Genomic DNA, 16,678 nt, shown 5'->3' on the forward strand with positions numbered 1-16,678 from the left:
CATGATCACCCAACGCTTCGCCACCGTCGAACCCGTGTTTGGGAACTTGCGCGGCAACAAACGCCTGCACCGCTTCACCTTGCGCAGCAAAGCCAAAGTGGACGGGCAATGGAAACTGTTTTGCCTGATGCACAACCTCGAAAAGCTGGCACATTACGGGTATGTCGCATGAAGGGGGAAATGATGCTGCCAAACACGCAAAAATGCACCGTATTGAGCGTATCAGGTGGCATTCAGGGCGTTATGGGGAAGCAGGAAGTCGGCAACGCTGAAAAAAACGCCCGGTCGTTTGGGATGTTCAAAAAAATGACTGCCCGATCTGGATGGGATGATCAGATTCGGGTTTTTCTACACCCTCATTGGACGAACTAATTGTTCATTAGCATCGCGTAGGAATCTTCCCAAACGAGGCAAGCAATTTCGAGTGGGTCTCGCTCCTTGGGCATACAGAGATTTTATCTGATCTTGGGTGAGAAAAAATTTTATAGGCATTGCATTATCACTTGGAGGTTTTAATGCGAATGTTTTTACTTCAACATTATATCTAATGCCATTTGATGAAAATGAGAAATCAAAGTTTTTTCTTGGGTCTGATTCAGAACCAGAACTTGCCAAATTGCTTTCAACTTGATACATGAACTTCTCTGGAAAATTCATTAAGAAATAATGAGCTACTGTTAGTTCACAAGCACGACCAATATATCCATCGGAGGCTGGCACTCCAAGTCCTTTTAAAATTTCGTTTAAATCGTAATTTATTTTATAGAAATCATCCAATATTGACTTCAGTTTCTCAATATAGAGTTCTACTTGATCTTTATCGTTTAATGTTCCTTTTGTTCTTATTTCGGAAAAAAGCTGCTCTATAGAGTTCATGACTTCCTCAGAAAATATCGATTAATAATATTAAGTATTGGCGTGAATATATGCTAAAACACCAGCACTCGAAATAATAAATAGGGATTTCCCCCCGAAGGACTTAGTTGGTCACTCAATAACCAGAATCATAAACCTACCACTTGTCGGTGGATAGTGTTTTTTACGCAGGAAATGGAGCATCTGACTTCCTATCAGTTGCTCCTACCCTACCGAGTTTCAGTCAGATCAAGCAGTCTTCCAAACTACCACCTGATTCCACCAACGCTACAGCCCAAAGTGGTTTCCTGCCACGCCCAGTCCAAGTCTGTTCATGGTTATCCGGGTTGCGGTACTTAGCTTGAACAGCAGCACGCTTCTTGGAAGGGGTAGCCTGCATGACCTCTTCAAGAGTAAAACCTGACTCTGCGGCCATGTCCTCAAACGTCTCACGCAACCGGATCAATTCACTTTCACGGCGGCCACCGATGATACTTTCAATGCTGCCTTTTAATGCCGCAAGCTCGGCAACACTCAAATTGGATATATCAATACTGGACATGGAATACCTATCCTTCTGTCTTGGTTGAAAAAATTCATAACACTGCACCATCTGCCGACCGCATGGATCACTGACAGTCTGATACTCACCATTACACCATAGCTTTGCACGACCAATAGCCAAGCTACCCATAACCTATCCACAGAATCTGTGGATAACGCCGTGCATAAGCGATGGCTTAACCGGAAACCGCCCCAATAAAACAGTAATATACCACATATTGATTACATATTAAGCAATTAACAAACACCAAGGCCGACACCATCAGCTTCCACCAGCCGATAACTGTGGCTTGCCCGCCGCTTGCCAACCGCCTCCAGTTGCGCCTTCCCTTGCCCGAAACCCTCCAGCAATTCGGTCTTTGTACCACCCAGTTTCGTGTCCAGTGACCCCCAATCCCTGACCATTACCCAATGCCCCAGCAAATCCTTATACACGGATGCCCGGTAATAACGCCGCTTTTCAGAATGTACCCAGAGTCTGCTTGTATACATGGCTTCATGGTTGTAGCTGTTTTGTTAAGTAAGTATGTTAAGTTAGTTTGTTATGTAAGTAAAGTTAATATATAATGGTTGGCAGACAAATCAGGAGTGACCCACATGAAGCCAGCCACCTACACCAACGAACAGATCATCGAAGCAGGGATGCAATTGCTGGCGGATAAGAAACGGGTCACACCTTTTGCCATCCGCAACATTCTGGGAGGTGGCAATCCAGCCCGAATCAAAACCATCTGGGAAGAAAGCCAGCAAAATGCCCTGGAAGGGCAGGTGGTATCCCACCGGGTGGAATTGCCGACTGAATTTGCCGATGCACTGGCTGCCACCAAAGGCAGCCTGGATGAGCTGGCCATGCGGATGTATGGCAGGGCGCAGGAAGTTGCCGAATCCCGTGTACGTGAAACCATTGCCGCCGCCCGCAAGGCCAAGGAAACCGCCGAGGTGGAAGTGGCAGAAGCAATGGACACCGTTGAACAACTGGACAGCGAAAATGCCCGCCTACAGGAAGCAGTGGAACAACTTCAGACGGAACTCAAACGGGTCAGTGCCGATAATTCCCGCTTGCAGGAAAGGCTGACGACCATGACCGACAAGGCCGAGAAAGCCACCTTGGAAGCCAAAGATGAAAAAGCCCGTAACCGCGAACTGGAAAAGCAGCTAACCGTCAACGAAACCCAAACCCGGATACTGGAAGGGCAGGTGAGGGAACAGCAAACCACCATCAACACACTACAAGGCAAGCTGGAAGCCGCCAGCCTGGCGCACCAACAGCTTGAGCTGGAAAACAACACCCTGAAAGCCGACCTGAAAAACGCCGAAAGCACCCAACAGGCACTGAATGGGCAACTCACCGCCGCCCAACAACAGCAAGACAGCCTGAGAACCGCACGGGATCAGGCAAGGGCAGGGCAGCAGGAAGTCCAGCAACAGCTTGCTATCCTCCAAACCCGGCTGGAGGATGCAGCCAGCAGGGAAGGGGAGCTGAAACAACGGCTGGAGCAAAGCCAGCAGGCTGAAGAACAGGCCAAGACAACCGCAGCGGAACTGAAAGGCAGGCTGGCAGCCCTGACCCCCGACGGCACGGCGGAAAATAAACCCGCACCCGGTGCGGCTTAACCCGGCTACCCTGCCAACCTAGGCAGGGTAGCCGCGCTCCGGGATACCCAAAAGGCTTGCTACTGACGGGAAACTGTCGGGTTGTAAGCGACAAATGAGCCGGTCACAAAGCGGAAACGGTGTAACTGCGGGTCATCAACCGCCTTGCGGTGCTGGTACTGCCGCCTGCCTTCACTGGCGGCATCCATCCAGTAGACCATCAACCCCCGCCATTGGCGCAGTTGCTGGCGGTGCTGGCGCAATGCCTGCAAACTGTCCGGTGCATCTGTCCTGACCGTCATGGCCTGTAGGTGCTGGAAGTATTCCCTTGCCTGCCTTGCCCGTTTCAGGTTTTCCCGGTGTGAATACCGTGTACAGATTTTAGCTTGGTCTGGATTATCCATGCTCAACCTCCTCCTTATCCACCACCGCAACGATTGACTGCCCACCATCATCATGGTCAAACAGTTCCACCCGGATACCTTGGGCAAAATCAGCCATGACTGGCGTTTGCAACACACCTCCCCGGATTTCCAGCCGGATACCGTTTTGCCGCTGTGCCTGTTCCAGTGCAGCCATCAACCCGTAGGTATTCTTGAACCTGCCAGACAGCCGCGTATTGGGTAGCTGGTTCAGGGCATGGATCACATCATCCATCAGTTCCAGTACATTCATTGTTCACCTCCTTCGGGTTTCAGGAACATCCACCATTCAGAAACCGCCAGTTGTTCACCTGTCACCGGGTGACGGTCGGTCAGGTCTGCCGTTGCCTCAAACCCTGCGGGTGGTCGGTAGCCCCGCACATCACCTTTGCCATCCCACTTGAAACAGAACTCCCCACCGCCAAGGTGGTGTAGCTTTTCCATGTCTTGCATCGTCTTGTCCTCCTTTAAAAATGCCATGTCACAGCCGCACTGCGGCTTACGCCCTTCGGCGAGAACGGGGGAGGCGGCGTCAATGATGCCAGGCGGGGAGGGGGATCACCCGGCCTGCACAAGGGAACAGCAGTGAGCGCGGAAGGTTGGGGAAACCCCGGTTGGCACGTAGCCTGTCATTGACTCAGACGGGGGAAGCACCCCCACCAGGACAAACCACTGCCACCAGTCCTGCTGCAAGCAGGTCTGGTGTCCCAACGCCAAGCGGTAGCGCGGAAAAAGTGCGTGCGTAGCTGGCACTTTTGGAGGGGTTAGGGATGTGCAAGGCGAAGTCCCGCAGGGATGCAGCGATAGCGGAACCTGGAGCAGCCCGGCCCACAGGGCAACCCGCTGTCTTGTAAATTTGAAATCCCGTGATAGATTGGCAGGACAAGCACACAGATATTGCATCCGTGTACACGCTGGATAACCTTGGACAACAAGCCTGACACCATGACCGACAAGCCACGCAAAACCCTGTCACTGGGCAGAAAAACAGATCAATCCGATGGAACCTCCCCATCGAGCATCAAGACCATTGCAGGCAAACGGGTCATACGGCGTGAAGCATCCACCACCCCATCCCCACCGCGCAACAAACCTGCCAAAGGGAAAGCACCCCGTAAAAAAACGGCTGCCCCCAAAAAGGTAGTCATACCCCCCAGCACTATCCGTGCGCAGGAACTTGACCAGCAATTGCAGGGGCATTTTAGGGCATGGCGTGACCACCTGCCGCTGGCAGTGGGTATCGAAAAAGCCATTTTCCGCTACATCAGCACAAACCACATCAGTGCCAGCAAACGGGTCGTGCAGCAACTGCTGCACCGTCACACCTCGACTATGCAATACCTGCATAACCTGATGCAGCAGCCGCTTAGATACCACCTGGACGGTTCACCTGCCGGGGAAGTCATCCCCACAGAACGGGAATCTGCCGCATTGAAACTGGCTTCCCTGCCACCCGCCTGATACTGGCGGGCACGACTGCCGGTTCATTTCTGCAAATACCGCTGCCGTTCTTCTGGGCTGAAATGCTCAATGGCATAGCGCAACATCGTGCGCGGCATAATCCGGTAATGGGCTTGCAGGAAGGTGGTTTCAACTGCCCGGTCACGCTTGCCAATTTCCCGCAACATCCAGCCAACGGCCTTGTGGATGAGATCTTCCCGGTCAGCAAACAGCAGTTTGGCAATAGCCAGCGCATCCCCGAACTGGTGCTGACGGATAAAGAAAAAAGTGGCAATCATGGCAATACGCCGTTCCCACAAGCTGCTGGATACTGCCAGTGTGTACAACACTTGTTTATCCCGCCCGTGCAGGTAGATCCCCATAATGTACGGGGCAGAGGTATCTACCAAATCCCAGTTATTGATGTACTGCGTGTTGGCAAGGTACAGCGCATGGATGTCAGCCTGATGCTGCGGTGTACCGCGCTGAAACTGCACAACCAGCAACAACAACGCAAACAGGCGCACCTCATGGAGCGGGGAATGCAGCAGCAACAGGGCTTCCTCCAGCGGCAAGCCCTGGTATTGTTTCACCTGTTGGCGCAATACCGGCACACGGATTCCCAAAAACTGGTCGCCTTCGCCATACTCCCCAACGCCTGTCTTGAAGAAGCGTTGGGCATCGGCAGCGTGAGCGGCGTTGCCCAATGCCTTTAGGCTGTTTTCTATCTGTACTGCGCTGACCATCAGGCTGCCTGCTCCATAATGCTGGTTGGATGCAGGCATTGTGGCAGGTATGCTGCACTGGCTCACCAAAAAAGCAGACCCACCATGCCGGGCGGGTCTGCGGTTGCTATCACCCATTATCCTGCCTGTCCGGGCTGCCAGTCTTGACACAATGCAGCGCGAACAGCCTGTTCATGGTCTTCATACAGGCGGCGCAACCCTTTGGGCAACCCGGCATACTCGCCATCATGATCGTCATAGCGGGGATGTTGCCGTGAATCCAGCCACACTGACGTATTCGGGTCATAGAAGTACATCTCCGTGGCATTGCCCCCCGGAAAAAATGCGCTGTTATAGACAGCATAGACCCACCATGTTTTGCCAATTTTACGTGGTTCGGTGGCAAACAGAATGGTATTAAGACGGCTTTTTGCCAGAAAATCCAGTTTGTTTTTTCCAAAGGCTGGGGCATCTGAAGGCGGTTCCCCAAACACATCCAGCAGGGTTGAAGTGGGTGGTGCTTCCTTGGTAGGTACATCCGCTTCCACCACCTCACACAAAACCCCATTCTCAAACTCAACCGAATTGACCGGCTGCAACATCCCAGTCTGTACCAGTTGATCGGCGATAGTGGCAGCAGCTTCCTCATCGGGTGCATCAATCACCCGCTCCACATACAGCACTTGCTGCGCGTAAACAATATATTGCGGCATGGCTTTTCTCCTTGTGGTCAGTATGGCGGGCAGCAAACACTGCCCGCCCAAGTAGGTCAGGCAATAATCTGGCGATGTTGCCGCGCTTCTTCGGCATAGGCAGACAGTGTTTTGTCCGGCCTGAATCCCAGATCACGCTCAACCGGCAACTTGAACCGACCACGAACAGCACGGATTTCAGTCAAACTGACTCTCCCCAGCTCAGGAAACCCCAACCCAAGGTCACATAGCCCGAAAGCAATGTCAGGTTCTTCCGGGTCAATCTCGCTCAGTAACCAAGTGGCTGCGGCATCCGGGGTGAACAATTTAATAACCGGCATCGGATCAAACTCTTCATTCTTTGCCATCGCCTCCTGTTGTTTCCGTCCATTTGCCAGCAGTTGGGCATATTGCGCTTGGGTAAACAGTTTCATTGCGTTCTCCTTCTTCAGCTTGGTTTAAAAGGTTGCCAGTTCAGAACCCGGCAACCCTTGCCTCGCTGGCGAAGCGTGGGGGTAGCAAGCCGCAAGGGGAGGGGGATCACCCGGCCTGCACAAGGGAACGCAGTGGACGCGGAAGGTTGGGGATACCCCTTGCGGGGCGCGTGGGGCGAAGCCCCTAGCATCTTCATAACCTGCCAGTGCTGTCACCAGCACTGGCAGGTTATGGTGACTGGGGCAGGCAACCTGCCCCAACCTTGTGTGCTATGGCAGTACAGGCAGCAGTTGCTGGCCTCCCTGTCCTGCTGCTGGACTAGCCAGCAAACCATCAAGCGGTATATCCAGCCTGACACAGGTTTCGGTATGTGCTTGAATGAGCCGCTCGACATACTCCGGGTTATCCAGCCTGCACTGGTAGCGGGACAAGTCTTGTGTATGGATGGACATCTGGTTGGTGACTTTCTCGGCCTGTTCATACTGTTGCCAGAATGCGGCGGTGACAGCACCTTCCTCGTTGGGTAGCCATTGGCGTAGCCGCCCAACTGTCCGGTTCAGCCGGTCTATCAGGTCTTTGCGCTTAGGGTACAGGTGTACGGTCTGCGCACCGGGGTAGTAACGGAACTCGAAATAATCAGACTCATGGCGTCTTGAGTTTTCGATAGGATTGTCGAGGGCTGCCTTTACTAACCCATAGATGCCACCCACATCCTTGCCATCCAGTGCCGCAAAGCTCTTGTCAATGTCGCCCAACGCCTCCCGTGCCTCACGGTCAAGGTAATTTCCCCAACGCTTGCAATTGACTGGGATAATGATCCGGCTCATTTTGATCCGCCAAGCTGCCGCCCGGTGTTTGGCATTCGATTGCCATGCACGGTAATAGGCGCGGTTATCCGGGTAACGTTCGGTAAAACGGTCGAAAATGTCGATCATCATTTCATCGGTCATCGCGGTACGTTGCAGGGCAACACCTGCCAGAAAACCGTGGATATTGGCTTCGGTGAATTCCAGTTGGGCAACTTTTTTGTATTCCGCCTGAAAGGCTTTCAGTGCTGCCGTACTGAGCTGCTCATAGAACCTGATCCCGGACAGAATGTAGTTCCATGCTTTCTCTTTCAGCTTGTCATGTTCCTTGTTGAACTGGTCTTGCACGCTGCGGCTGTCGACGGCACGGGCTGCCTGTTGCTGCATGACCCGTTTGTTGCGTTCCTGATCCGACTCCAACAAAGAACCACCAAGAATGCTTGACCAGCGGGCATACTCGCAGGCCAGAACAGCATCAGACTCCAGTTTCCGGTACAGCACATCACGCGCCGCCCGGTAAACCCTGACGGATGTTTCAATAATGTTCTCCGGCAAGCAAAGGTCAGTCACATCCCCCCGGATTTCCCCAAACTCAAAGGTTTCATGGTCCAGCTTCAGGCCATCCAGATAGCTGTGGGCAACCGGCGTTTCCTTTTTCAACCACACCAAGGCACATTCAACGGCGGTTGTCCGTTGGGTATCCGGTGCAAGGAATGCCCCGTCAACATACTCAACGCTACCATATGCCCCGATCAACTCCTGAAGGTATTCCCTGTCCTTGGTATTGGGGTTTCTGAGTGTCTCGGCATTCAACAGGCAAACAATCTCGGCATTCCTGACAATCTGCCACGCATGGATCAGGTGTTTGGCTCCCAGCCTGAACGGTGGGTTCATAATGATATGGGTGTACAGGCGCGATGGCTCGAACGCCAAAAAATCATGCCCCACAACACTCACACCAGCGGTATTGCCCAATATCTCCAGCCGCTCAGGGGCAATCTCACACACATCCACGATAGGCCGGTTACTGCCATAACGTGATTCTGGCATGGCTTTCACCAGCTCACCCGTCCCAGCACTCGGCTCAAGGATATGCCTATCCCGATGCAGATAGGATCCATCACGAAAGGCTTCCCACATTCTCACTGCCAGACTGACAGGGGTAGGGTAATATTGTTCCTTGTCCATACCCGTTCCCCCTAGCAGTCATCACATTCAAAATGCACAGACTCAAGCGTTGGTTCTTCACCATTCTCCAGCCTGAAGCCATCCAATGAGTGGTGTTCCTCTGCCCACTCGGTCAACTGCCTGACCAGTTCTTCCTTGCTGATAGTCTCGGCTTCCACGCGGAAACCAACATTTATCCAGAAACCTGTCCTTGCTTTCATCGCTCTTCTCCAGTTGATTTAAAAGGTTGCCAGCTCAAAGCCCGGCAACCCTTGCCTCGCTGGCGAAGCGTGGGGGTAGCAAGCCGCAAGGGGAGGGGGATCACCCGGCCTGCACAAGGGAACGCAGTGAACGCGGAAGGTTGGGGATACCCCTTGCGGGGCGCGTGGGGCGAAGCCCCTAGTGAATTTTGACTCCAGCATGGCTGGCTATAACGGAAGGGGTACTGACAAGGACACCGCCATTCATCCTTGCAAATTTAAAGACAGACCTATAAATTACAAGGATGATTACTAGACACATCACTTCTACCGTACAGCAATCCCTCAACCGGCAAGCTGCTGTTGCCATTATTGGTCCCCGCCAAGTTGGCAAAACCACGTTGGCTTATGCGCTGGCAGATACCTGCCCATCCGTTTACCTTGACCTTGAATCAGCCACTGACCGTAACAAGCTGCATGACCCTGAATTGTTTCTTGGCCAACAGGAAAACAAGCTGGTGGTGCTGGACGAAATCCACCGGATGCCGGAATTGTTCCAGAGCCTACGCGGGCTGATCGACAAGGGGCGGCGTAATGGTAAACGTACCGGGCGATTCCTGATTCTTGGTTCGGCCTCCATTGACTTGTTGCGCCAAGCCAGCGAAACCCTCGCAGGGCGTATCGAGTACGTGGATATGGGGCCACTGGATATTCTTGAGGTAGGCGAAGGTGATAGCATCCTGAATCGGCTGTGGCTACGCGGTGGTTTCCCTGACAGCTTCCTCGCTGGTGATGATGCTGACAGCCTAAGTCTGCGACAGAGCTTCATTCGCACCTATCTGGAACGGGATGTTCCACAATTTGGTTTCCGAATTGCCGCCGAAATCGTCGGGCGATTGTGGACAATGCTTGCCCACCAACAAGGTGCATTACTCAATGTCTCACAACTTGCTGCGGGGTTGGGGGTGAGTTCCCCTTCTGTTAACCACTACATCAGCTTATTGGTGGATTTGTTGCTGGTGCGACGCCTACAACCCTATCACACCAACATTGGCAAACGTTTGGTCAAGTCCCCCCGCACCTATATCCGCGACAGCGGTCTGGTTCATGCCTTGCTGGGGATAGGCGACCTCAACACTCTGGCAGGGCATCCTGTGGTTGGCCTGAGTTGGGAAGGTTTCGTGATTGAGAACCTGTTAGCTGCTGCCCCCCAACGCACGCAAGCCAGCTTTTACCGCACTGCGGCTGGGGCAGAGATGGATCTGGTGCTGGAATTGGGTGGGCAACATGGATTATGGGCTGTAGAAATCAAGCGTAGCCTCGCGCCAGTACCCACAAAGGGATTCCATCATGCGCGGGAAGATCTACAACCCTCACGGACATTTATTGTGTATGCAGGACAAGACCGTTACCCACTGGGGAATGGGGTGGAGGTCATCAGCTTGCTCGAACTCGCTGAAGAATTGGCGGCCTTACAGTAACTTGGTGTGCGCAAGTTGGGGATACCCCTTCCAAAGCCCTTAACATATTTATAAGGAAAGATGACAAACGATTAATGAGAAACCATCAAATATTCAATTACATAACTTGATGCGTGGCAACTTAAGTTTGCCCGTTTCTTCTGCCGAACGTAGACGTACTTCTGCCTTAAGTGGCTGACCATTACAGTAGCGTTCAAAGGCTTCTTGCCAAACATCTGGAGCGGATTGATCTTCGCCACGATTAAGCTGTTCCCAACGAAGACTTGACAAGATTAACAACCCCGCTGGCACAAGATCATCCATTTTTGAACACTCCAAACCGACCTCAATTGCCCCAGCGACAATAGCGGGAACAATGTCAGTTACACCATTTCCTTGTTCAGCCAAGCGAATCATGGTTTCAAGAAACATCCGAAAAGAAATATCTGAGGCCATCCCTGAATGATGAATTTGTTTGGAAGCACCTTCGCGTTCCTGAGTGAACCATTCCACGCAATAATCGATAATTCTCTGCCAAGCCAGAAATTGTTCCCCTGAAATACTTACTCGGCCAGAAACATCCTGAACCCAGAATTCAATAGCATCTCGCAATATTGGATAGGTAATTTCATAGGGTTGGGGGTTAATATCCAGACGAAGCGGGAAAAGTTCTGCCCATGGGCGTTGTTGTTCAAATAGTACAGACAAAACAGCTTCCGCAACGCACCAAGCTCGTTTCTCGTAATGATCACCATCTGAACGTATGGCTACTAATGTTACTCGTGAATCAGGTATGAAGTGAGGAAAACAGGATAACCCTTTAAGGAGTAACTCCCTGTCTCTGACACCCTCACCTTGAGGAAGACAACTGTAATCATAGAATATAGCAATATTTGCAAGGGCTGCCTCCCCATCAAATCGAACCTCAATTAAACGACTAAAAATAACACTTGCTTGCAGCATATATGGCAGACGCAGATCTGGCACTTCTGCATTACAAGCAGGATCGATACCACGCGCCAAACTATCAATAGCTAACAATAAATTTCGTAATGCCCGAAGCGTTGCCCCATCAGGATCAGGATTACAGAGATCTCGCCATCGATGTGATATAAAAAGGACAATATCTGGATGCCTATCTGTTTGCCAACGGAAAGGCGCGGCATGTTCATATGTTGGCATACTGCCTCCATCAAACTCATGCAGTAAATCTAATGCTCTTAATAGTGTTATTGAGCTAAACCAGCTTTTCTCCTCGTGAACCAAAGCATTCATATAATGATCTTTTCCACTTCATCCAGTGAAATTTCATCATAGGTACGGTCGTAGAGCTTGGTGGTGCGCGGTGATTCGTGGTTGGCCATTTGCTGGGCTTTTTCCAGCGTCCCACCATTCTTCAGATAGGTTGTGATCCCGGTTCCCCGGAAAGAATGGTTGCAGATACCTGACAGGGAAAGCCCTGCCGCTACAACCCTGCGCTGCACCATCTGCCAGGCATAGGTTTGTAACATCCGGTTTTCGGTCATGATTCCTGTCTTGCCCTTGAAAGTGCGGAACAGGAAACCTTTTGGGTCATCCCTGATCCCAGCGGCCTCGATATACTCATCCAGATACTGTTCCAGGGTATGGTGGGCAGGCATTTCATGGTGTTTGCCACCTTTCTCGTGCAAACGGATCCACCAGCGTTTCCCATTCGGGTAGTAATCCTTGACCCGCATTTTGGCAGCCGCATCCACACGGGCAAAGCTGTAGACCATCAGGGCCAGCAAGGCTCGGTCACGCAAGCCAATCAGGGTATCCACAGGAATACTATTAAATAGGGCACGGGTATCTTCAGGGGTCAGGATCGGCGTCTTGCCACGCTTGACCACATACTTGGGGCCACGCACCGCCTGTGATGGATTGGTTTCCAGCACGTGTCCCACCACCAGCCAGTCAAACAACTTACGGATGGCCGCCATATGCTGCTTTACCGTCGGCGCAGAAACATGTTGCTGCAACTGCTCAACATAGGTGGCCACATGAATGGAGTGTATCTGATGGAGTTGCAGGTTCTGGGAATGGCACCAAAGGAAAAACTGGCTGATGTCCGTGTGGTACGCACGCCGGGTATTGGGGTTACGGATCTGGGCCGTGAAGAACTCGACGAAACGGTAAGTGGCACGTTCACCGGCAGCACTGACCACGACCGGCAACTCGGCATTGCCGAGGGTGACGATGGCAGAATTCTGGGGTGTGCTGATCAGTAACATAATGCCTTTCATTGCTTTAAGGTAATCTACAAGATACCATGATAATTACAAAGATAGCTATGGTTTACCTTAAAATGTCAAAGATTGAAGCAATCATGCCCGCTAACCTGAAACGCGCCATCAGGAAGCTGGGGCATGACATTAATACAGCAAGGCGGCGGCGGAAACTGACGGTAGCCATGATGACGCAACGTGCTGGCATCTCCAAACCCACTTACCTGCGGGTAGAAAAAGGCGACCCTAACGTTTCTTTCGGCATCTATTGCATGGTGCTGTTCGCGCTGGGCGAAGCCGACAGGATCAACGACCTGTTGGACATTTCACGGGATGAAACAGGTCTGCTGCTGGATGAAGCCAGATTACCCAAACGGGTACATCCCCCAAAACAGCCATCAGGGGCATTATGAACCGTCGTATTCAAGTCTGCATCGGTGAAGCCAAAGAACCCGTGGGTACACTGTTGTATGAAACCAGCGGCAATCGGGAAATTTGTAGTTTCGCTTACCATCCTGAATGGCTGGTATCCCCGAAACGCTTTGCCCTGTCACCAGACCTGCCATTGCAGGCCGGTATGATGTTTCACCCCAGAACCAGAGATGGGTCTACATTCTTTGATTGCATTGCCGACACGGAACCCGATGGGTGGGGCAAGCGCGTTATCCTGCGGGATCACACCAAACGCCGTAAACAATCCCTGCAACAAGGCTTGGCTCCCAATACCCAACCACTGAACGCCTTGGACTACCTGTTGGCAGTTGACGACATCAGCAGGGTAGGGGCATTACGGTTTCTGGATGAATCAGGTATTCCCCAACGCAGCCACCATGATGCGGAACGGGGTACACCCCCGTTGATTGATCTCGGCAAGATTTACCGGGCCAGCCTCGCGGTGGAACAGGAAAAAGAAACGGCTGCCGATTTGGCTTACCTGCGGGGCAAAGGCACTTCACTCGGAGGGATGCGCCCCAAATGCACCGTCATAGATCACGACGGCTCCCTCTGTTTGGGAAAGTTTCCCAGTATCGGCGATGACAGGGCTGTGACCAAAGGCGAAATCCTCGCACTGGCATTGGCTGATGCCGCTGGCATCAATGCCGCCAAAGGCCGCGTGGAAATGGTGGAAGACACACCTGTAGCCCTCATCCGCCGGTTTGACCGTGAAGCAGGAGGCCGTATCCTGTATGTGTCCGCCAGAACCATGCTCAGTGCGAAACCGGATGAGGATCACAGTTACACGGAAATGGTGGACGTGATCCGCAAGGTTAGCCCCCATGCCCAACAGGACATGGCGGAGTTATGGCGCAGGATGGTGTTCAACATCCTTATCACCAATGTGGATGACCACCTCAACAATCACGGTTTCCTGCATCGGGGCCATGGACAGTGGGTATTATCCCCAGCTTTCGATTTGAACCCATTCCCGGACAAACAGCGGGAACTCAAAACTTGGATCAGTGAGGACAGCGGTCCCAGTGGCAGCATCCGGGATTGCCTGACGGTGGCACGTTACTTTGGCTTGGACAAGGCAGACACGACCCGCATCCTGAAGGAAGTCACGACCCCGGTGAAGAACTGGTGCAACCTGGCTGCCAAGATAGGCATGTCTGGAACGGAAAGGGACAAGTTCGAGCCTGCTTTCGAGCATGGGGAGCTGGAACAGGCGCTGTCTGCCACCTGATTTGTGCCTACCCTAGGATGGGGTTTCCGGGAGTCAGTTAGCATATGATAAAAGGCATTATCATATGTAAAGCAGTGGTAAGAAATGAGGTAGCACGTTCCAAATTATAGAACCCCATTATTTTTACCCTAAATGGCCTTGCCGGTGTTTCCCAAGCCAGTTTCCGCAAAAACCGCGCAGCGCGTTGCCCAAGATGACCGGCAACGGCTGGAGAATGGTTTGCAGCCCACCCAATAAGATTGAACCAGAAACGAGAATTTAAACCTTCGGCAGTGTATTCATGGTTTTTCTACATCATCCGCAAGGCCGCCACCACGGCATCACCCATCTGCGCCGTCCCTACTTTTTCGCGCCCGGCAACAAAAATGTCACCAGTACGCAGTCCCTGTTTCAACACAATTTTGACCGCCGCTTCGACACGATCAGTCAATTGCGGCAGTTGCAGGCTGTAACGCAACAGCATGGCGGCAGAAAGAATCGTTGCCAACGGGTTGGCAATCCCCTGCCCTGCAATATCCGGTGCAGAACCGTGGCTGGGTTCGTACATCCCCACCGCACTAGCATTCAGCGAGGCCGATGGCAACATGCCGATAGAACCTGTCAGCATGGCGGCTTCATCCGACAAAATATCGCCAAACATATTGCTGGTGACGATCACGTCAAACTGTTTGGGCGCACGCACCAACTGCATCGCCGCATTGTCGACGTACATATGGGAAAGCGCCACTTCCGGGAATTCCTCACCGACCTTGCAGACGATTTCCCGCCACAGTTCGGAGACTTCCAGCACATTGGCCTTGTCGACCGAACACAGGCGTTTATTGCGCTGCATGGCGGTTTCAAAGCCGACGCGGGCAATGCGTTCAATCTGTGATTCGGTGTAAGTAGCAGAGTTGTAACCTTGCCGTTCACCGTTTTCCAGCACGCGAATACCACGTGGTTGCCCAAAGTAAATACCGTGGTTAAGTTCACGCACGATCATCAGATCCAGCCTTGCCACCACCTCATTTTTGAGGGTGGATGCATCCGCCAGTTCATCGTACAGAATCGCCGGACGCAGGTTGGCAAACAGCCCCAGATCGGTACGGATGCTCAACAAGCCTTTTTCCGGGCGCAACTCTCGTGGCAGGGTGTCATATTGCGGGCCGCCGACAGCACCTAGCAGGATGGCATTGCACTGTTTTGCCAGTATGCGGGTTGCTTCCGGGTAAGGGTGTCCGGCTGCATCATAGCCCGCACCACCCAAGTGGGCGTATTCAAATTCGGCGTTTAAACTACCCTCCGCGCGGAATACATCCAACACCTTTACTGCTTCGGCAATGATTTCGGGACCGATACCGTCCCCGGGCAAAACAAGAATTTTGTGGCTCATGGCTTATCCTTTGGCGGCGTTACGGGCATCAATCACGGCTTTGCTGAGGCCACCGATACACCAGTGTTCGGCTGGCACTTCGTTGATAACGACACGCACCTGTTCCGGTTTTACCCCCAGCGTTTCAACCGCAACAGCAGTGACTTGCTCGAAGAAAGCATTCTTTTGTTCCGGGGTACGCCCCTGAATCATGGTGACTTGAATTAATGGCATGGGAATCTCCTCACACAAACGTCATGCTGATACTGCCCAAATCCTGATAACGCACACACACGCTATCACCCGCCTTCACACTCACCGCAGCGGTAATCCCGCCGGTCATAATGAACGTGCCTGCGGGAATTTCTTCACCGCGTTCCGCCAGCATATTCGCCAGCATCGCCACACTGGCTGCCGGATGCCCCAAAACGGCAGCACCTGCACCCGTTGCCACGACTTGACCGTTGATTTCCATCACCACGCCCAGCGTTTTCATGTCCACTTGGTCAACACGCTTGAGATTGCCACCCGTGACAAAACGCGCAGAAGAAGCGTTATCCGCCACCACGCTTTTCAGGTCGAATTTGAAATCACGGTAACGCGAGTCAATCACTTCCACCGCTGGCAACACCGCTTCGGTCGCCGCCAAGACGTGTGCCACGGTACAGCCGGGGCCACGCAACGGCTTGCTGGTGATAATCGCAATTTCCGCTTCGACTTTGGGGTGAATCAATTCCGCTGTTTTCACCGTACCGCCATCGGGGACATTGAAGTAATCCGCCAAAAACGCATAGACGGGCACATCCACACCCATTTGCTTCATTTTTTCGTAGGAAGTCAGCCCCATTTTCAGCCCAACGACTTTGGTGCCGCGAGCCTGTTTGCGGCTGCGAATCTCCCACTGAATGTCATAAGCATCTTCCCAATCCATGTCGGGGTAATCGTCGGTAATCTTGGTCACATCGAAGGCTTGTAACTCGGCGTTTTCCAAGTGTTCCGCCAATTGGGCAATGGTTGCCCTGCTCAAGGTACTCATGC

Annotated in this window: 22 protein-coding genes; 6 read left to right on the forward strand and 16 right to left on the reverse strand. The window is 52.5% G+C overall.

The window, feature by feature from the left end; genetic code table 11:
• Position 1: 1 nt before the first annotated feature.
• Entirely contained in the window at positions 2-172 is a 171-nt protein-coding gene (locus Q394_RS23090; protein WP_038140026.1) for a transposase, read from the forward strand.
• Between the two features lie 176 nt (positions 173-348).
• On the opposite strand, the gene Q394_RS0111850 is transcribed toward Q394_RS23090, so the two are convergent.
• The 3 genes from Q394_RS0111850 to Q394_RS22435 all read right to left on the reverse strand — a co-directional run bounded on the left by Q394_RS0111850 (position 349) and on the right by Q394_RS22435 (position 1,911).
• Entirely contained in the window at positions 349-876 is a 528-nt protein-coding gene (locus Q394_RS0111850) for a hypothetical protein (RefSeq protein WP_028489469.1), read from the reverse strand.
• Between the two features lie 223 nt (positions 877-1,099).
• Positions 1,100-1,417, reverse strand: a complete 318-nt coding sequence (locus Q394_RS0111855) for an H-NS histone family protein (RefSeq protein ID WP_028489470.1) — start codon at positions 1,415-1,417, stop codon at positions 1,100-1,102.
• Between the two features lie 239 nt (positions 1,418-1,656).
• Positions 1,657-1,911 carry a hypothetical protein gene (locus Q394_RS22435; RefSeq protein WP_156946852.1) on the reverse strand — a complete coding sequence of 85 codons (255 nt, stop codon included), beginning with the start codon at positions 1,909-1,911 and terminating at the stop codon, positions 1,657-1,659.
• 105 nt (positions 1,912-2,016) lie between these two features.
• Here Q394_RS22435 and Q394_RS21520 point away from each other — a divergent pair, with 105 nt between their 5' ends.
• Positions 2,017-3,033: a DNA-binding protein gene (locus Q394_RS21520; RefSeq protein ID WP_028489471.1), complete on the forward strand. Its 1,017-nt coding sequence runs from the start codon at positions 2,017-2,019 to the stop codon at positions 3,031-3,033.
• Between the two features lie 59 nt (positions 3,034-3,092).
• On the opposite strand, the gene Q394_RS0111870 is transcribed toward Q394_RS21520, so the two are convergent.
• The 3 genes from Q394_RS0111870 to Q394_RS20125 are packed head-to-tail and all read right to left on the reverse strand — an operon-like array spanning position 3,093 to position 3,914.
• On the reverse strand, positions 3,093-3,416 hold the full coding sequence (locus tag Q394_RS0111870) for a hypothetical protein (RefSeq protein WP_028489472.1): 324 nt from the start codon (positions 3,414-3,416) through the stop codon (positions 3,093-3,095).
• Positions 3,409-3,687, reverse strand: coding sequence for a hypothetical protein (locus Q394_RS0111875; RefSeq protein ID WP_028489473.1), 279 nt, complete (start codon positions 3,685-3,687; stop codon positions 3,409-3,411). Before Q394_RS0111875 ends, Q394_RS0111870 begins: the two co-directional genes overlap by 8 nt.
• Complete coding sequence (locus Q394_RS20125; protein ID WP_425426761.1) at positions 3,684-3,914, reverse strand: hypothetical protein; 231 nt, start codon at positions 3,912-3,914, stop codon at positions 3,684-3,686. Before Q394_RS20125 ends, Q394_RS0111875 begins: the two co-directional genes overlap by 4 nt.
• Positions 3,915-4,358: 444 nt before the next feature.
• Between Q394_RS20125 and Q394_RS0111885 the strand changes: the two genes are divergently transcribed.
• Positions 4,359-4,895 carry a ProQ/FINO family protein gene (locus Q394_RS0111885; RefSeq protein WP_051543358.1) on the forward strand — a complete coding sequence of 179 codons (537 nt, stop codon included), beginning with the start codon at positions 4,359-4,361 and terminating at the stop codon, positions 4,893-4,895.
• 23 nt (positions 4,896-4,918) lie between these two features.
• Here the strand turns inward: Q394_RS0111885 and Q394_RS0111890 are convergent, their stop codons facing one another.
• The 5 genes from Q394_RS0111890 to Q394_RS0111910 all read right to left on the reverse strand — a co-directional run bounded on the left by Q394_RS0111890 (position 4,919) and on the right by Q394_RS0111910 (position 8,920).
• A complete protein-coding gene (locus Q394_RS0111890) occupies positions 4,919-5,737 on the reverse strand; it encodes a DNA alkylation repair protein (RefSeq protein ID WP_211248807.1) in 819 nt (272 codons plus the stop codon).
• Positions 5,737-6,312, reverse strand: a complete 576-nt coding sequence (locus tag Q394_RS0111895) for a hypothetical protein (protein WP_028489476.1) — start codon at positions 6,310-6,312, stop codon at positions 5,737-5,739. The genes Q394_RS0111890 and Q394_RS0111895 overlap by 1 nt, the downstream gene beginning before the upstream one ends.
• 56 nt (positions 6,313-6,368) lie before the next feature.
• Positions 6,369-6,725, reverse strand: coding sequence for a DUF2958 domain-containing protein (locus tag Q394_RS0111900; RefSeq protein ID WP_028489477.1), 357 nt, complete (start codon positions 6,723-6,725; stop codon positions 6,369-6,371).
• Positions 6,726-6,995: 270 nt separating this feature from the next.
• Positions 6,996-8,720: a DUF4942 domain-containing protein gene (locus tag Q394_RS0111905; RefSeq protein WP_028489478.1), complete on the reverse strand. Its 1,725-nt coding sequence runs from the start codon at positions 8,718-8,720 to the stop codon at positions 6,996-6,998.
• A gap of 11 nt (positions 8,721-8,731) precedes the next feature.
• Positions 8,732-8,920: a hypothetical protein gene (locus Q394_RS0111910; RefSeq protein ID WP_028489479.1), complete on the reverse strand. Its 189-nt coding sequence runs from the start codon at positions 8,918-8,920 to the stop codon at positions 8,732-8,734.
• Positions 8,921-9,204: 284 nt separating this feature from the next.
• Between Q394_RS0111910 and Q394_RS0111915 the strand changes: the two genes are divergently transcribed.
• On the forward strand, positions 9,205-10,380 hold the full coding sequence (locus tag Q394_RS0111915) for an ATP-binding protein (RefSeq protein ID WP_028489480.1): 1,176 nt from the start codon (positions 9,205-9,207) through the stop codon (positions 10,378-10,380).
• A gap of 93 nt (positions 10,381-10,473) precedes the next feature.
• On the opposite strand, the gene Q394_RS0111920 is transcribed toward Q394_RS0111915, so the two are convergent.
• Positions 10,474-11,634 (reverse strand): hypothetical protein, encoded by a 1,161-nt coding sequence (locus Q394_RS0111920; RefSeq protein ID WP_028489481.1) that lies wholly within the window; start codon positions 11,632-11,634, stop codon positions 10,474-10,476.
• Positions 11,631-12,611: a tyrosine-type recombinase/integrase gene (locus Q394_RS0111925; protein WP_051543360.1), complete on the reverse strand. Its 981-nt coding sequence runs from the start codon at positions 12,609-12,611 to the stop codon at positions 11,631-11,633. Before Q394_RS0111925 ends, Q394_RS0111920 begins: the two co-directional genes overlap by 4 nt.
• A 74-nt stretch (positions 12,612-12,685) precedes the next feature.
• Here Q394_RS0111925 and Q394_RS0111930 point away from each other — a divergent pair, with 74 nt between their 5' ends.
• Positions 12,686-13,018, forward strand: a complete 333-nt coding sequence (locus Q394_RS0111930) for a helix-turn-helix domain-containing protein (RefSeq protein ID WP_038141411.1) — start codon at positions 12,686-12,688, stop codon at positions 13,016-13,018.
• Positions 13,015-14,289, forward strand: coding sequence for a type II toxin-antitoxin system HipA family toxin (locus Q394_RS0111935; protein WP_028489484.1), 1,275 nt, complete (start codon positions 13,015-13,017; stop codon positions 14,287-14,289). Before Q394_RS0111930 ends, Q394_RS0111935 begins: the two co-directional genes overlap by 4 nt.
• Positions 14,290-14,578: 289 nt before the next feature.
• On the opposite strand, the gene leuB is transcribed toward Q394_RS0111935, so the two are convergent.
• The 3 genes from leuB to dmpH are packed head-to-tail and all read right to left on the reverse strand — an operon-like array spanning position 14,579 to position 16,676.
• The gene (leuB, locus tag Q394_RS0111945; protein WP_038141391.1) at positions 14,579-15,661 is read right to left on the reverse strand and encodes a 3-isopropylmalate dehydrogenase; all 1,083 of its coding nucleotides are present in this window, start codon (positions 15,659-15,661) and stop codon (positions 14,579-14,581) included.
• Positions 15,662-15,664: 3 nt separating this feature from the next.
• A complete protein-coding gene (locus Q394_RS0111950) occupies positions 15,665-15,874 on the reverse strand; it encodes a 2-hydroxymuconate tautomerase (RefSeq protein ID WP_028489486.1) in 210 nt (69 codons plus the stop codon).
• Between the two features lie 10 nt (positions 15,875-15,884).
• Positions 15,885-16,676 (reverse strand): 2-oxo-3-hexenedioate decarboxylase, encoded by a 792-nt coding sequence (gene dmpH, locus Q394_RS0111955; RefSeq protein ID WP_028489487.1) that lies wholly within the window; start codon positions 16,674-16,676, stop codon positions 15,885-15,887.
• Between the last annotated feature and the right edge of the window lie 2 nt (positions 16,677-16,678).

This window comes from Thiothrix lacustris DSM 21227 (assembly GCF_000621325.1).
GTDB classification, from domain to species: Bacteria; Pseudomonadota; Gammaproteobacteria; order Thiotrichales; family Thiotrichaceae; genus Thiothrix; species Thiothrix lacustris.